This is a genomic window from Streptomyces sp. NPDC052910 (assembly GCF_055585605.1).
In genome coordinates this window covers 246,305-260,643 of the sequence record NZ_JBVJJR010000008.1, presented here as the reverse complement: position 1 = coordinate 260,643, position 14,339 = coordinate 246,305, and the positions used below count along the sequence as shown (strand labels likewise).

Here is a 14,339-nt window from a genome sequence, read left to right as displayed (position 1 = left end):
CCGGCCGTGACCACGCCCCCCGACGACGCCGCCGACGACGTCCCGCGCTGGATGCTCGTCGTCTCGGCGACGGCCGACCTGCTGCTCGGCCTGCTGAGGCCCGTGACCCACGGCGGCAAGGACCGGCCGGTCGAGGGTGACGGCGACTGACCGGGTCCGTGACTGATCGGGTCCGCGACTGACCGGGCCCGCGACTGACCGGGCCCGCGACTGACGGGGCCCGCGACCGGCCGGGTCCGCCGCGCCCGCCGTGAGGGCCCCGGACCTCGTCCGCTCCTCCGGGCATGACCGATCCCCGGCGATGTACTAGAGTTATCTCGACATCGAGATATATGCCGAGAGAGGCGTACCGCTGTCGCGCCACCAAGGAACACTAAGGCATGCCTAAGTTAGGGCAACCTTAGCGGACCGGCGCGACGTTGTCGCGGCAGGATGGCCGCAGTACGCGCATTCATGCACATGAAGGAGACTGTCGTGTCGGCGAACAGCTTCGACGCCCGCAGCACGCTGCAGGTGGGCGACGAGTCGTACGAGATCTTCCGGCTGGACAAGGTCGAGGGCTCCGCTCGCCTTCCCTACAGCCTCAAGGTGCTGCTGGAGAACCTGCTCCGCACCGAGGACGGCGCCAACATCACCGCCGACCACATCCGCGCGCTGGGCGACTGGGACTCGCAGGCCCAGCCCAGCCAGGAGATCCAGTTCACGCCGGCCCGCGTGATCATGCAGGACTTCACCGGCGTCCCCTGCGTCGTCGACCTCGCCACCATGCGCGAGGCCGTCAAGGAGCTCGGCGGCGACCCGGCGAAGGTCAACCCGCTCTCCCCGGCCGAGCTGGTCATCGACCACTCCGTCATCGCCGACAAGTTCGGCACGAAGGACGCCTTCGGCCAGAACGTCGAGCTGGAGTACGGCCGCAACAAGGAGCGCTACCAGTTCCTGCGCTGGGGCCAGACCGCCTTCGACGACTTCAAGGTCGTCCCCCCGGGCACCGGCATCGTCCACCAGGTGAACATCGAGCACCTCGCGCGTACGGTCATGGTCCGCAACGGCCAGGCCTACCCCGACACCCTCGTCGGCACCGACTCGCACACCACCATGGTCAACGGCCTCGGCGTCCTCGGCTGGGGCGTCGGCGGCATCGAGGCCGAGGCCGCGATGCTCGGCCAGCCGGTCTCGATGCTCATCCCGCGCGTCGTCGGCTTCAAGCTGACCGGCGAGCTGCCGGCCGGCACCACCGCCACCGACCTCGTCCTCACGATCACCGAGATGCTGCGCAAGCACGGCGTCGTCGGCAAGTTCGTCGAGTTCTACGGCGAGGGTGTGGCCGCCACGTCGCTGGCCAACCGCGCCACCATCGGCAACATGTCGCCGGAGTTCGGCTCCACCGCCGCGATCTTCCCGATCGACGGCGAGACCCTGAAGTACCTCAAGCTCACCGGCCGCTCCGAGCAGCAGGTCGCGCTCGTCGAGGCGTACGCCAAGGAGCAGGGCCTCTGGCTCGACCCGGCCGCCGAGCCCGACTTCTCCGAGAAGCTCGAGCTCGACCTGTCGACCGTCGTCCCCTCGATCGCCGGCCCGAAGCGCCCGCAGGACCGCATCGTCCTCGCGAACGCCGCCGCGCAGTTCGCCCAGGACGTCCGCAACTACGTCGACGACGTCGACGAGGCGGGCAAGGAGTCCTTCCCGGCCTCCGACGCCCCCGCCCTCTCCACCGGCGCCCCGTCGAAGCCGGTCACCGTGACCGCCCCCGACGGCTCGACGTACGAGATCGACCACGGCGCCGTCACCGTCGCCGCGATCACCTCCTGCACCAACACCTCCAACCCGTACGTCATGGTCGCCGCCGCGCTCGTCGCGAAGAAGGCCGTGGAGAAGGGCCTGACCCGCAAGCCGTGGGTCAAGACCACCCTCGCCCCGGGTTCCAAGGTCGTCACCGACTACTTCGACAAGGCGGGCCTGACCCCGTACCTCGACAAGGTCGGCTTCAACCTCGTCGGTTACGGCTGCACCACCTGCATCGGCAACTCCGGCCCGCTGCCGGAGGAGGTCTCCAAGGCCGTCAACGACCACGACCTCGCCGTCACCTCGGTGCTCTCCGGCAACCGCAACTTCGAGGGCCGGATCAACCCCGACGTCAAGATGAACTACCTGGCGTCGCCGCCGCTGGTCGTCGCCTACGCGATCGCCGGTTCGATGAAGGTCGACATCACCAAGGACGCCCTGGGCACCGACCAGGACGGCAACCCGGTCTACCTGAAGGACATCTGGCCCTCCGAGGCCGAGGTGAACGACGTCGTCGCCAACGCCATCGGCGAGGACATGTTCAACAAGTCCTACCAGGACGTCTTCGCGGGCGACGCCCAGTGGCAGGCCCTGCCCATCCCGACCGGCAACACCTTCGAGTGGGACGCCGAGTCCACCTACGTCCGGAAGCCCCCGTACTTCGAGGGCATGACGATGGAGACCACCCCGGTCACCGACATCGCCGGCGCCCGCGTCCTGGCCAAGCTGGGCGACTCGGTCACCACCGACCACATCTCCCCGGCCGGTGCGATCAAGGCCGACACCCCGGCCGGCAAGTACCTCACCGAGCACGGTGTCGAGCGTCGCGACTTCAACAGCTACGGCTCCCGCCGCGGCAACCACGAGGTCATGATCCGCGGTACGTTCGCCAACATCCGCCTGCGCAACCAGATCGCGCCGGGCACCGAGGGCGGCTTCACCCGCGACTTCACCCAGGACGGCGGTCCGGTGTCGTTCATCTACGACGCCTCCCGCAACTACATCGAGCAGGGCATCCCGCTCGTCGTCCTGGCCGGCAAGGAGTACGGCTCCGGCTCCTCCCGCGACTGGGCCGCCAAGGGCACCGCGCTCCTCGGCGTCAAGGCCGTCATCGCCGAGTCCTACGAGCGCATCCACCGCTCCAACCTCATCGGCATGGGCGTCCTCCCGCTCCAGTTCCCCGAGGGCGCCTCGGCCGAGTCCCTCGGCCTGACCGGCGAGGAGACCTTCTCCATCACCGGCGTCACCGAGCTCAACGACGGCACCACGCCGCGCACGGTCAAGGTCACCACCGACACCGGTGTGGAGTTCGACGCGGTCGTCCGCATCGACACCCCCGGTGAGGCGGACTACTACCGCAACGGCGGCATCATGCAGTACGTGCTGCGCTCGCTGATCCGCAAGTAAGCGGCAGGGCGCTTCGCGCCCGAGGGCCGCATCCCGTGTTCGCACGGGGTGCGGCCCTCGGTGTGTACAGGGCGGACGGTTATAGGGCGCCCATCCCGACGGCGCAGACGAACGAGGTCCAGCTTGCTCTCGTAAGGCAGATCGAGGCGCGCTCGGGAGCTTTGCTGTCGCGGACGCAAACGGCGCCGGGGACTTGGTCCGCCACTTCGACGCAGTTGCCGCCGGTTCCATCGGTGTAGGACGATGTGCGCCATTCCTCCGCGCATATGTCAGATACGGTGCCCATGCGTCGCCCAATCCTTCGCCACTGATTCGACCAGGGCCAAGGACGCTGCCGGGGAGAGCGCGTCAGCCCTGGCCAGATCGTATGACCGTTGGCAGTCGGCGACCAGGACAGGATCCTCCAGGAGCTGACCCGTGCCTCCGCCTTCGGTGTAGACGACAGGCGGGGTGTCGCTGAAGTCCAATAGTGACACCATCGAGTTCAAGAACGGGTGCGCCCCTGCGGTGAAGGGCATCACCTGGATGACGACATTGGGCAGGGTACGCATTACATTGGCGAGGTAATCTAGCTGCTCGCCCATGACCTTGGGGCCGCCGACGGCTACGCGCAGAGCCGCTTCGTGGATGATCGCCCAGTAAACGGGCGCGGACGGGCCTTCCAACAGTTTCGCCCGCTCCATTCGCGCTTGTACGAACCGCTCCACTACGTCGTGTGGGGTGAACCGCTGCGCAGCACGAATTACAGCCCGTGCGTACGCCTCGGTCTGCAATAGCCCCAGCACATACATCGACGAGATCTCGCTGATCGCTTGCGCCTGTTGCTCCAGCTCAGCAGCGTCTGCGAAGTAGTGGGCGACCTTGAATCTACGGGCGAGCTTGCACAGCCGTTGCAGGTGCTTGCCGGTGCCCAGGATCTCGTCGAACCGCTTCGACAGCTCCAACTGCGGGATGCGGAGAGCCGACTCGAACTGGCCGATGTACGAACCCGAGCAGAACGCACGCGTTCCGAGGCCGGTCTGCGACAGACCGGCCTCGTTACGTAGGCGCTCCAGCTCGGAGCCGTAGAACGCACGCGGGTTGGCGTACGGGTCCTTGTACTTGGTCGCGCTCACGCGCCCAGGGTAGCCACGCGGGTCGCTGGGTCAGATGAGTTCCGCGGAGCGTCACTCAGAAGAGCAACCGGTACTGGTTCCAGCCCGACTTCCCCATCAGCGCACGGGACTTGAACGGCGCCGATGCCCGTCCCGTCCCCTTGTACAGCCACAGCGCGCCCTTCCCGTCCCGGGCGAGCAGGTCCGGGTGGCCGTCGAGGTCGACGTCGCCGGTGCCGAGGAGGTGGTTGTACTGGTTCCAGCCGTCGCCTATCCGGGTGCGGGCCTTGAAGGGGTGGGCCGTGTCGCCGGTGCCCTTGTACAGCCAGAGGGTGCCCTTGCGGTCGCGGGCGACGACGTCCGTCTTCCCGTCGCCGGTGAGGTCCCCGCGGCCGGTGATCGACGTGTACTGGCCCCAGCCGGGGCCCACCTTCTTGCGGCCGGAGAGGGAGCCGTCGGCCTTGGCCAGGTAGAGCCAGAGCACGCCCGCGCGGTCGCGGACGAGGATGTCGGACTGCTTCGAGCCGCCGAGGGTGCCGGGGGAGAAGAAGCTGTCGTACTGACCCCAGTCGGTGGCGACCGCCCGCCAGTCCTTCCTGGTCAGGTAACTCACCTCGTCGCGCCCGTCGAGGATGTACGTGCCCTCCGCGAACCCGTCGCGGTCGTGGTCGACCGCGGTCGCGCCCTTGAACGCGTTCCAGTCGCCGTCGACGGTCTTGCGCGGCCCCAGCCCGCCCTTGCCGTCGGGCACGTAGAAGTAGTAGCCGCCGTCGCGGTGGACCGCCTGGACGGGCAGGAAGGGCGCGTCCGGCGACACCCGGGCGCCGGCCCCCGCCGGAGCCGCCAGGGCGGCCGGCGGCCGTACCGACGGGACGGCGCCCGGGCCGGGGGCCGCCGACGCCGTGCCGGCGGTGACGGCGGCCAGGGCGACGGTGGTCGCGGCGGCGAGGGCGCGCGACAGGGTGCGGCTACGGGAACGGCCGGGAGCGTGGGGCACGTAGGACTCCGTACGTAGGCGTAGGGGAACGGCACGAGGGAGGTACCGCGTGCGTACGTATCCCGCCGCGCCCCCCGCGTGATCAGTGATGCTGCCACACCGCCCCGGAGGCCCCGGAGTTGAGGTCCTCTTTCGGTCCGTCAGGCCCGCGCGTACTCCCCGAGGGACGGTTCCAGCAGGTCGAACGCGCGGGCCGCCTCCGCTCCCACGATTGCGGCGACCTCCGGGTTGGCGCGCCCGGCCAGGGTGAGGTCCTGGATGCGGCCGAAGAGAACCCGGTGCACACCGCCGAGCATCGCGGCGGCGGCACGCGGCGTGACGTCGTCCGCCGGCGCGCCCGTCGCCTCGGCCAGGGCGGTGGCCAGGGCGTCCTCGCGCCGGTCGTGCAGGCCGCGCAGGCAGGTGGAGAGGGTGGGGCTCTCGGCGATCATGCGGCTGAAGTCCGGTCCCGCGAACCCCGCGACGGGGTCCTGCTCCTCGACGGCCGTCAGGAAGGAGCGCCGGAGCGCCGCGAGGGCGGACTCGCCGGGCGCGCGGGCGGCGACGGTCCGGGCGAGCCCCTGGACGAACTCGTCCTGGTGGTCCAGCGCCATGTCCTCCTTGCGCGGGAAGTAGTTGGTCACCGTTTTCTTGGCGACGCGCGCCGCGTCGGCGATCTCGGCGATGGTGGTGCGTTCGAAACCCTGCTCGATGAAGAGCCTGGTCGCGTGGTCGGAGATCAGTCGGCGCGTCTCGCGCTTCTTGGTCTCGCGAAGGCCGGTGGGCAAGGTGCCCGGCTCCGCGGTCGGGTACGAGTCCATGAGCGAACTTTACCTCCGGGCTATGTTTACGTCGGCACCCCAAGGGTATCGACATAAAGTTGCCACGGGTGTAAGTTTAATACCGAGGTAAGAGCCGAGCTGTCTGACGGAGGATCCTTGTCCCTCACCACCACGCCGTCGTCCACCCCCTCGACCCCGCCCCCGTTCCTCTTCGACGCCGGGGCGGAGTTCGACCGCCAGGTGCGCAACCTTGTGGACCGCGACTATCCGGCCCTCGCCGGCCTCGGCGTCGAAAAGTTCGCGGCCCTCGTCGCTCCGCTGCGTGCCGAGGCCGTCGCGCCGGCCGGCGGACCGGACGAAGCCGCCGCGCCCTACGACGTGGAAGCCGGGCGCGTACCGTTCCTGCTGGTGATCGCCCGGGACGTGGTGCCGGTCGAGGAGACGATGCCCCGCACCACCCTGCACGGCGGGCGCCTGTCGGGGTTCGTCGACCGCTCCTTCGAACCGGGGGCGCTGGAACGGTTCGTCGCGACCGAGGAGACCGGAGCCGGCGGACTGTCCGCGTACCTGCTGTACGGGGTGGAGCGCGGCGAGGAGTTCTGCGGCGCGGTGCCCGAGACGGCCATGGCCGCCATCGCCGGGCGCGGTCGGACCCTGCTCACCATCGAGGAGGGGATCGCGCTGATCACGCACTTCCCGGAGGTGCTGGTCAAGAACAAGTGCTTCTCGCTGGGCGGTTCCCGCTGCGGCGACCGGCGCGTCCCGGCGATCTGGATCAGCAAGAAGTCGCCCAAGCTGGGATGGTGCTGGGCCGGAAACCCGCACACGTGGCTCGGCATGGCCTCGGCGGCCGGGCGGCGCACCGCGGCGGCGGGGTCCTGAACGCGCCTGTGGCGCCCCTCCGTCCGGAGGGGCGCCACAGGGCCGAGCCGAGGGTGGATCAGAACATCAGGCGGTACTGGCCGAAGCCCGTGCCGACCTTCACCGCGGGCTTGAAGGGCGCGTTCTGCTTGCCGGTGCCCTTGTGCAGCCACAGGACGCCGGACTTGTCGCGCGCCAGCAGGTCGGCGCGGCCGTCGCCGTCCACGTCGCCGGTGCCGACCAGCAGGTTGAACTTGTTCCAGCCGCCGCCGACCTTGGTGCGGCCCGCGAAAGGCTTCTTCAGGTCGCCGGTGCCCTTGTAGAGCCACAGCGTGCCGGACTTGTCGCGGGCGACGATGTCCGTCTTGCCGTCACCGGTCAGGTCGCCGCGGCCGGCGATCTGGGTGAACTGGCCCCAGCCGCCGCCGACCTTCTTGCGGGCGGACAGCTTGCCGATGATGTCGGCCTGGTAGACCCACAGCACGCCCGACTTGTCGCGGCCCAGGACGTCACTGTCGGCCGAACCGCCCAGGTTGCCCGGGGAGAAGACGGTGTCGTACATGCTCCAGCCGGTGCCGACGCGCTGGGTGAAGCCCTTGTCCGCGAACCAGGCCTCGTTGTTCTTCTGGACGTAGTAGTGGCCGTCGCCCTCGCCGAAGCGGTCGTGGCGCTGGGTGGCCAGCCGCATCTGCTTCCAGGCGTTGCGGGAGGCGGTGGTGTTGTGGCCCGCCTTGCGGGAGGTCAGGCCGCCCTTGCCGTTGGGCTGGTACGAGTAGTAGTCGCCCTTGTCGTCGATGGCGTTCAGCACCAGGAAGGGCGCCGCGCCGCTCGGGTCGGCGACGGTCGTCTTGGCGGCCGTGGCCTGGGGCGCGAGCTTGCCCGCCGCGGGGGCGGCCGGGCCGTCGGCCAGCGCCGTGCCGGCGGTGCCGGCCACGAGGGCGGCGGCGATGGCCGTCGTGACGACGCGGGGGAGTGCGCGACCGCCGGAACGGCGACCGGAGGTGTGGGTCACAAAAAGCTCCATACGGAAAACAGGAACAATCCGAAGAAAGGGAAAGTGTCTCAGAAGACCAGGTGGTACTGGTTCCAGCCCGACGCGGCGAGCTTCACCCGGGACTGGTAGGGCGACGACGCCTTGCCGGTGCCCTTGTAGAGCCACAGCGCGCCCTTGCCGTCCACGGCGAGCAGGTCGGCGTGGCCGTCGAGGTTCACGTCGCCGGTCGCGGCCAGCTTGGTGTACTGGTTCCAGCCGCCACCGATCCTTGTCCGGGCGGCGAAGGGCTTGCCGATGTCGCCGGTGCCCTTGTAGAGCCACAGCGTGCCGGACTTGTCGCGGGCGACGATGTCCGTCCTGCCGTCACCCGTCAGGTCGCCGCGGCCGGTGATCGCGCTGAACTGGCCCCAGCCGCCGCCGACCCGCTTGCGCGGGGCGAGCTTGGCGTAGTCGCGGCCGGACGTGCCGTTGGCCTGGTGGACCCAGAGGACACCCTGCTTGTCGCGGGTGAGGAGGTCGGAACCACGGGTTCCGCCGAGTTCGCCCGGGGTGAAGAAGGTGTCATAGCCGCCGAAGCCGCCGGCGAGCCGGACGGGACCGGCTTTCGGGGTGTAGTAGCCCATCTCGCCGTCGCCCAGCAGGATATAGAAGCCCTCGGCGATGCCGTTGCGGTCGTGGTCGAAGTACGTCGCTGCCTTGAACTGCGACCAGTCCTTGCCCTTGGACGTTCCTATCGACCGCAGGCCGCCCTTGCCGTCCGGTACGAAGGAGCGGACGACGGACGTGCCGACGCCGGTCACGGGCAGCAGCGGCGCGGCCCCCGTCGGCCCCTTGGCGGTGGCGATCGAGGGGGCGGCGATCGAGGGAGCGGCCTCCGCGATCGGTGCGCCCTTGAGGGCGGAGGGGAACTGCCCGGCGGGGCCGTCCGCCAGTGCGGTGCCGGCGGTGGCGCCGACGAGGGTGACGGCGATGGCCGTCGTGACGAGGCGCGGCAGAGCGCGCCCCTTGCGGCCGGAATTGGTGGCCACTTGGGTCTCCCGGAGAAGGAAAGAATGCACAGAAATGGAAGTCCGGCGGAGCCGGGGGACGGGCCGTGCCCCGTGGTGGCGGCACGGCCCGGTGGTGTCACCGCACAGCGGCGGGTCAGTACACCAGGCGGTACTGGTTCCAGCCCGACGTGCCGATCTTCACTGGGGACTTGAAGGGTGCGGCGGCCTTGCCGGTGCCCTTGTAGAGCCACAGGGCGCCCTTGCCGTCGACGGCCAGCAGGTCGCTGTGACCGTCGCCGTTCAGGTCGCCGTTGGAGAAGACCTTGGTGTACTTGTTCCAGCCGCCGCCGATCCGGGTGCGGGCCTCGAAGGGCTTGTCCGCCTTGCCGGTGCCCTTGTGCAGCCAGAGGACGCCGTTCTTGTCCTTGGCGACGATGTCGGCCTTGCCGTCACCGGTGAGGTCGCCGCGGCCCGCGAGGTCGGTGTACTGGCCCCACTCCTTGCCGGTGATCAGGTGCCGGCCGGAGAAGGTGCCGTCCTCCTTGACGGTGTACAGCGACAGGTGGCCGCTCTTGCTGCGGGCCAGCAGGTCGGACTGCCGGGAGCCGGCGAGGTTGCCCGGCGACAGGATGATGTCGTTGTAGTGGCCGAAGCCCGGCACGACGTTGCGGGCGCGGCCCGCGAGGCCGATGAACTTCAGGTCGCCGCGCTCGACGTAGTAGTTGCCGTCCTGGCGGCCGTCCGCGTCCCGGTCGACCCAGGTGGCCTGTGTGATGCCGCCGAACGTGGCGCCACTGGCCTGGCGCGGCTTCAGGCCGCCCTTGCCGTCGGCCTGATAAAGGTAGAAGTTGTCGCCCTTCTTGGCGACGGCGCCGATCGGGAAGACCGGCGCGGAAGCGCTCGGCTTCTTGGCGGCGAGCTGCGCGCCGGTGGTGTGCGCGGCGGCCACCCCGGCCGTCCCCCCGACCAGGGCCACGGCGACGGCGGCCGTGACGAGACGCGAGAGACCGCGTCCGGAAATCTGCGACGTGCGAGAAACGCGCGAAACAGTAGTCATGGAAAGTTCCCCCCAAACCATGAAAAAAGGTGTGCAGTGCCGCCCGCCGTGCACGGAGAGCAGCACTGGATCTTCACAGACTCTACACAGGCTTCCCGGCCCCAACTACCGCTGGGGCGACCCCAACAGCTCCATCTCGGCCAAGGTTGCCTCGCCACCGACGACTCTCAGCCGGTAGTGGCGGTAGGTGACCGGGGCCCGCAGAGAGAACACGCGGGTTTGCCGGTCCCATGTGAAGGACTGTCCCTCGCGCTGATCGGTTCCACTCCAGTCGCGTCCGTTGTCGGAACCTTCGAGCACCCAGGAGCGCGGCGCCCGGGCGCGGTCGGCGGAGGTCAGGGTGTACGACGTCACGCGGGAGCCCGCGGCCACCTCCACGGGGACGGTGGTGACGGTGGCGGCGGTGCGGGAGGTGTTGTCGGTGAGGGCGGAGCCGTCCGGGACGGAGACGTCGGACAGCGGGGCCGGCACCTTGTCGTCCTTGCTGATCGAGGTGGGCCCGGCGCCCGCGCCGGAGGCCCAGGTCGACGGCGCGGGCCCCATGGCGAACTCCAGCGTGGCGCCCTGCGCCACGACGGAGTGCGGCAGGGCGGTGGAGTTCCACGGCTTGCCGTTCACGGTCAGCCCCTGGACGTAGACGTTCCGCGCGCTGTTGCGCGGCGCCTTGACCACCAGGTCGCGGCCGTTCTCCAGGTGCACGGTCGCCTTGGTGAACAGCGGCGACCCGATCGCGTACTCGCCCTGTCCCATCACCAGCGGGTAGAAGCCGAGCGCGCTGAAGACGTACCAGGCGGACATCTCCCCGTTGTCCTCGTCCCCCGGGTAGCCCTGGCCGATCTCGCTGCCCAGGTAGAGGCGGGAGAGCACCTCGCGCACCTTCGCCTGCGTCTTCCACGGCTGCCCGGCCGCGTCGTAGAGGTAGGCGATGTGGTGCGACGGCTGGTTGCTGTGCCCGTACATGCCCATGCGGACGTCCCTGGCCTCGGTCATCTCGTGGATGACCCCGCCATACGAGCCGGCGAACGCCGGGTCGCCGGTCTCCGGGGTGGCGAAGTAGGCGTCCAGCTTCTTCGCCAGCCCGGACCGCCCGCCGTACAGCGCGGCGAGGCCGCGGGTGTCCTGGGGAGCGGTGAAGGCGAAGTTCCAGCCGTTGGTCTCGGTGTAGTCGTGGCCCCAGACGCGCGGGTCGTACGCCTCGGGCGACAGCCGCCAGGAGCCGTCCTCGTTCCGGCCCTGGAAGAAGCCGACCCGCCGGTCGAACAGCTTGACGTAGTCGCGGGCGCGGTTGAGGAAGTACTCCGACTCCTCGCGGTAGCGCTCCTTGTGCGTCTTCGCGTAGAGGGCCTGGCCCATCCGCGCCAGCCCGAAGTCGTTGAGGTAGCCGTCCAGCGCCCAGGACATGCCCTCGTGCGTCCTCGTGCTCGTCCAGCCGAGGAACACGGAGGTGTCCATGCCCTTGCGGCCGGTGCCGGGGTCGGTCGGCGCCACCGTCGCGTTCTTCAGCGCCGCCTCGTACGCGGCCTCGGCGTCGAAGCGGACGCCCTTCGCGTGGGCGTCGGCGAAGGCGATGTCGGAGCTGGTGCCCGTCATCAGGTCGGCGTAGCCGGGGGAGGACCAGCGCGAGACCCAGCCGCCGTCCTTGAACTGCTGCACGAAGCCGTCCACCATCCGCCCGGCCTGCCCGGGGGACAGCAGGGAGTACGCGGGCCAGGTGGTGCGGTAGGTGTCCCAGAAGCCGTTGTTGACGTAGACCCGGCCGTCCACGATCCGGGCGCCGGTACGGGTCGGGGTGGACGCGCCGGTGGGCGGGGAGAACGGGCTGGCGTAGCGATACCGGGGGCGTTCGGCGGAACCGGTGTTCTCGGAGCCGGAGTTGGGATACAGGAAGAGGCGGTAGAGGCCCGAGTAGAGGGTGGTGAGCTGGTCGGCGGTCGCGCCCTCCACCTCCACCCGGCCCAGCAGGGCGTCCCAGGCGTCCCGGGCCCGGTCGTGGACGCGGGTGTACGGCGTCCCGGCCGGGATCTCCTGCTCCAGGTTGGCCCTGGCCTGGTCGGTGCCGATGAGGGAGGTGGCGATCCGCAGGGTCACCGTGCGGTCGGCACCCGGCCGGAACCGCAGATAGCCGGTGACGTCGCTCGCGTCCCCCGGGCCGCCGCGCCGGAGCTTCCCGCCGCCGGTCACCGGCGCGTCGAAGACCCCGTACACGTACAGCCGGCCGGCCCCCACCGACAGCCCGCTCTTGACGTCCGACCAGCCGGTGAACGTCCCGTGCGCGGTGTCCAGCGTCAGGCCGCCCGCGTTGGTGACGTTGTCAAGGATGACGGCGGCGTTTTCGACGGATCCACCCGGTTCACCCGGGAAGGTGAATCGCATCATCGCGGCGTGGTCGGTGGGCACGATGTCGGTCTTCAGCCCGTTGTCGAAGGTGACGCCGTAATGGTGCGGCGTGGCCGTCTCGCGGGAGTGGTGGAAGGGGAGGGCACGGGCGGTGCGCGAGGCGTCGGGGGTACCGGCCGCGACCGAGGGCATCACCTGGAAGGTCTGCCGGTCGCCCATCCAGGGGCTGGGCTCATGGCTCGCCGAGAACGCCTGGAGGGTGGGCAGGTTGTCCTTGTTGTTGGCCGCCGCGTACCGGTAGAGCCAGCTCGTGGAGCCCGCGTCGGTCACGGGCGTCCAGAAGGTGAAGCCGTGCGGGACGGCGGTGGCGGGGAAGGTGTTGCCGCGCGAGAAGGAGGAGCTGGAGAGGGTGCCGCGGGTGGTGAGGGCGCGGTCCGCGGGGTGGGCCGGGGTCTTCTCCTCGGGCGCGGGGGCCAGGGACACGTCGTCGATCCAGCCCCGGAAGGGCGCGGGGCCGGCGGGGGCGTCGTAGGCGACGAGGACGCGCGCCACGGTCTTCCCGGCGGCGACGCGGCCGATCGCCGCCTCCTTGTTGTTCCACTGGTTCACGTACAGCGTCTTGGAGTCCGCCTGGCCGCGCGGGGTCAGCGGTGCGCCGTGCTGGTCCCGGGCGTCCAGTTGGCTGAGGTAGGTGCCGTCGCTGAAGGCGAGGTCGAGGGAGACGTGGGTGGCGGGGTAGCGGGCGTCGCGTTCGGCCATGGCGGGGAAGATCTTGTACGCCAGTCGGGTGCGCGCGGTCACCCGCACGTTGACGGCGAAGACCTTGTTGTACGCGTAGGCACGGCCCTTGGCGCGGTGGGTGCCGCCGTAGCGGAGGGCGTGGGTGCCGGTGAAGCCGGCGCGGGCCTTGGCCGTGGGGGAGGCGGCCGGGCCGGTGTCGGGGTACGTGCGCATGGCCGGGGGCGGCGGGGTCGCGGGGTCCGCCGTGGCGAGCTGCACTTCGGCGAGCTGGGTGAGCTCGTCCCCGGCGTTGCCGGTGATGTCGAGGCGGAAGTGGCGGTAGGCGGCGCCGGCGGTGACGGTGAACTGCCGGGTCTGGAGCCGCTTTTCGAAGTCCTCGCCCCGGCGGCTGTCGAGGGTCGTCCAGGTCTTGCCGTCCACCGAGCCGCGGAGGGTCCAGTCCCGGGGGTCCCGGCCGGGTGCGTCGTTGGCGGAGGTGAGGGCGTACCGGGCGACGGCGACCGGCTCGGAGAGGTCGAATTCCAGCCAGGCCGTCCGCTGCCGGACCAGCCACTTGCTGGTGGGCTCGCCGTCGACCAGGTTCTCCTTGATCTCCCCGCCCTCGGCGTTCTCGCCGCTGGCCCGGACGGCCGTCACCTTGTCGGTGGCGTTGCCGGGGAGACCCTGGCCGTCACCGCCGTCGACCCCGGACGACCGCGCCCGGCCGTCCGGGCCGGTCTCGGGGGCGTTGCGCCAGTCGGGGCGGGGTTCGCCCGGCTCGAAGGAGGAGGCGAAGCTTTCCGCGGCCCTTCCCTTGCCCCTGCCTCCCGCTCCGGCGCCTACCCCGGCCGGTGCTCCGGCGCCGTCCTCGGCCGGTGCTCCGGCCCCTTCCCCGGCCGCCGCGCCCGGGGCCCTCCCGGCGGGCGCCGTCGCGGCGCCGGAAGGGGCGATCTGAGGGGCCGTCACCAGTATGGCGGCCACGAGAACGGCCGCGGGACGGGCGAGCGCCCGCCGGCGACGTCTGAGTCTCTGTCTCATCCCTTGCCTCTCCCGAAGGCAGACAACGTTGTCACCCGGATCGCGCTCTGTTAAGTAGGGCGTGAGGCTCCAGTGGTGTCAAGGGTCCCGGGGCTGGTGTCGCCCGGTGTCGGAGAGGTCTCAACTCGGGAAAGACTGACGGCCAAAAGCGCTTCCGATCTTGCCCAGTTGGTGAGAAGTGGACTATACCTGTCGCGTCCGGGGCGACCCAGCGTCGCCGTGGCGGAACCGGGGGACACCGGGGCCCATCGAGGGAGCGAGCCGACGGCTCCGCCCGGGCGCCTCCTCCGGCGCACACCCAG

At 70.4% G+C, this 14,339-nt stretch carries 11 protein-coding genes; 3 read left to right on the top strand and 8 right to left on the bottom strand.

What is annotated here, in order from left to right:
* Window positions 1-6 precede the first annotated feature (6 nt).
* Together ACZ6X9_RS26820 and acnA are read left to right on the top strand one after the other, a co-directional pair.
* Window positions 7-150, top strand: a complete 144-nt coding sequence (locus ACZ6X9_RS26820) for a hypothetical protein (protein ID WP_469780565.1) — start codon at window positions 7-9, stop codon at window positions 148-150.
* 324 nt (window positions 151-474) lie between these two features.
* On the top strand, window positions 475-3,189 hold the full coding sequence (gene acnA / locus ACZ6X9_RS26815) for an aconitate hydratase AcnA (RefSeq protein ID WP_469780564.1): 2,715 nt from the start codon (window positions 475-477) through the stop codon (window positions 3,187-3,189).
* Window positions 3,190-3,268: 79 nt separating this feature from the next.
* Here acnA and ACZ6X9_RS26810 read toward each other — a convergent pair whose 3' ends face one another.
* The 4 genes from ACZ6X9_RS26810 to ACZ6X9_RS26795 form a co-directional block, all read right to left on the bottom strand.
* The gene (locus tag ACZ6X9_RS26810; RefSeq protein ID WP_469780563.1) at window positions 3,269-3,475 is read right to left on the bottom strand and encodes a DUF397 domain-containing protein; all 207 of its coding nucleotides are present in this window, start codon (window positions 3,473-3,475) and stop codon (window positions 3,269-3,271) included.
* Window positions 3,459-4,304: a helix-turn-helix domain-containing protein gene (locus ACZ6X9_RS26805; RefSeq protein WP_469780562.1), complete on the bottom strand. Its 846-nt coding sequence runs from the start codon at window positions 4,302-4,304 to the stop codon at window positions 3,459-3,461. Before ACZ6X9_RS26805 ends, ACZ6X9_RS26810 begins: the two co-directional genes overlap by 17 nt.
* A gap of 55 nt (window positions 4,305-4,359) precedes the next feature.
* A complete protein-coding gene (locus ACZ6X9_RS26800; protein WP_469780561.1) occupies window positions 4,360-5,280 on the bottom strand; it encodes an FG-GAP repeat domain-containing protein in 921 nt (306 codons plus the stop codon).
* A 140-nt stretch (window positions 5,281-5,420) separates the two neighbouring features.
* Window positions 5,421-6,080, bottom strand: coding sequence for a TetR/AcrR family transcriptional regulator (locus ACZ6X9_RS26795; protein WP_469780560.1), 660 nt, complete (start codon window positions 6,078-6,080; stop codon window positions 5,421-5,423).
* 117 nt (window positions 6,081-6,197) lie between these two features.
* Between ACZ6X9_RS26795 and ACZ6X9_RS26790 the strand changes: the two genes are divergently transcribed.
* Entirely contained in the window at window positions 6,198-6,923 is a 726-nt protein-coding gene (locus tag ACZ6X9_RS26790) for a DUF5701 family protein (RefSeq protein ID WP_469780559.1), read from the top strand.
* A 58-nt stretch (window positions 6,924-6,981) separates the two neighbouring features.
* On the opposite strand, the gene ACZ6X9_RS26785 is transcribed toward ACZ6X9_RS26790, so the two are convergent.
* From ACZ6X9_RS26785 to ACZ6X9_RS26770, 4 genes are all read right to left on the bottom strand, one after another.
* A complete protein-coding gene (locus ACZ6X9_RS26785) occupies window positions 6,982-7,914 on the bottom strand; it encodes an FG-GAP repeat domain-containing protein (protein ID WP_469780558.1) in 933 nt (310 codons plus the stop codon).
* 50 nt (window positions 7,915-7,964) lie between these two features.
* Window positions 7,965-8,924: an FG-GAP repeat domain-containing protein gene (locus tag ACZ6X9_RS26780; protein WP_469780557.1), complete on the bottom strand. Its 960-nt coding sequence runs from the start codon at window positions 8,922-8,924 to the stop codon at window positions 7,965-7,967.
* 115 nt (window positions 8,925-9,039) lie between these two features.
* Window positions 9,040-9,942, bottom strand: coding sequence for an FG-GAP repeat domain-containing protein (locus tag ACZ6X9_RS26775; protein ID WP_469780556.1), 903 nt, complete (start codon window positions 9,940-9,942; stop codon window positions 9,040-9,042).
* 105 nt (window positions 9,943-10,047) lie between these two features.
* The gene (locus ACZ6X9_RS26770) at window positions 10,048-14,037 is read right to left on the bottom strand and encodes a GH92 family glycosyl hydrolase (RefSeq protein WP_469780555.1); all 3,990 of its coding nucleotides are present in this window, start codon (window positions 14,035-14,037) and stop codon (window positions 10,048-10,050) included.
* Between the last annotated feature and the right edge of the window lie 302 nt (window positions 14,038-14,339).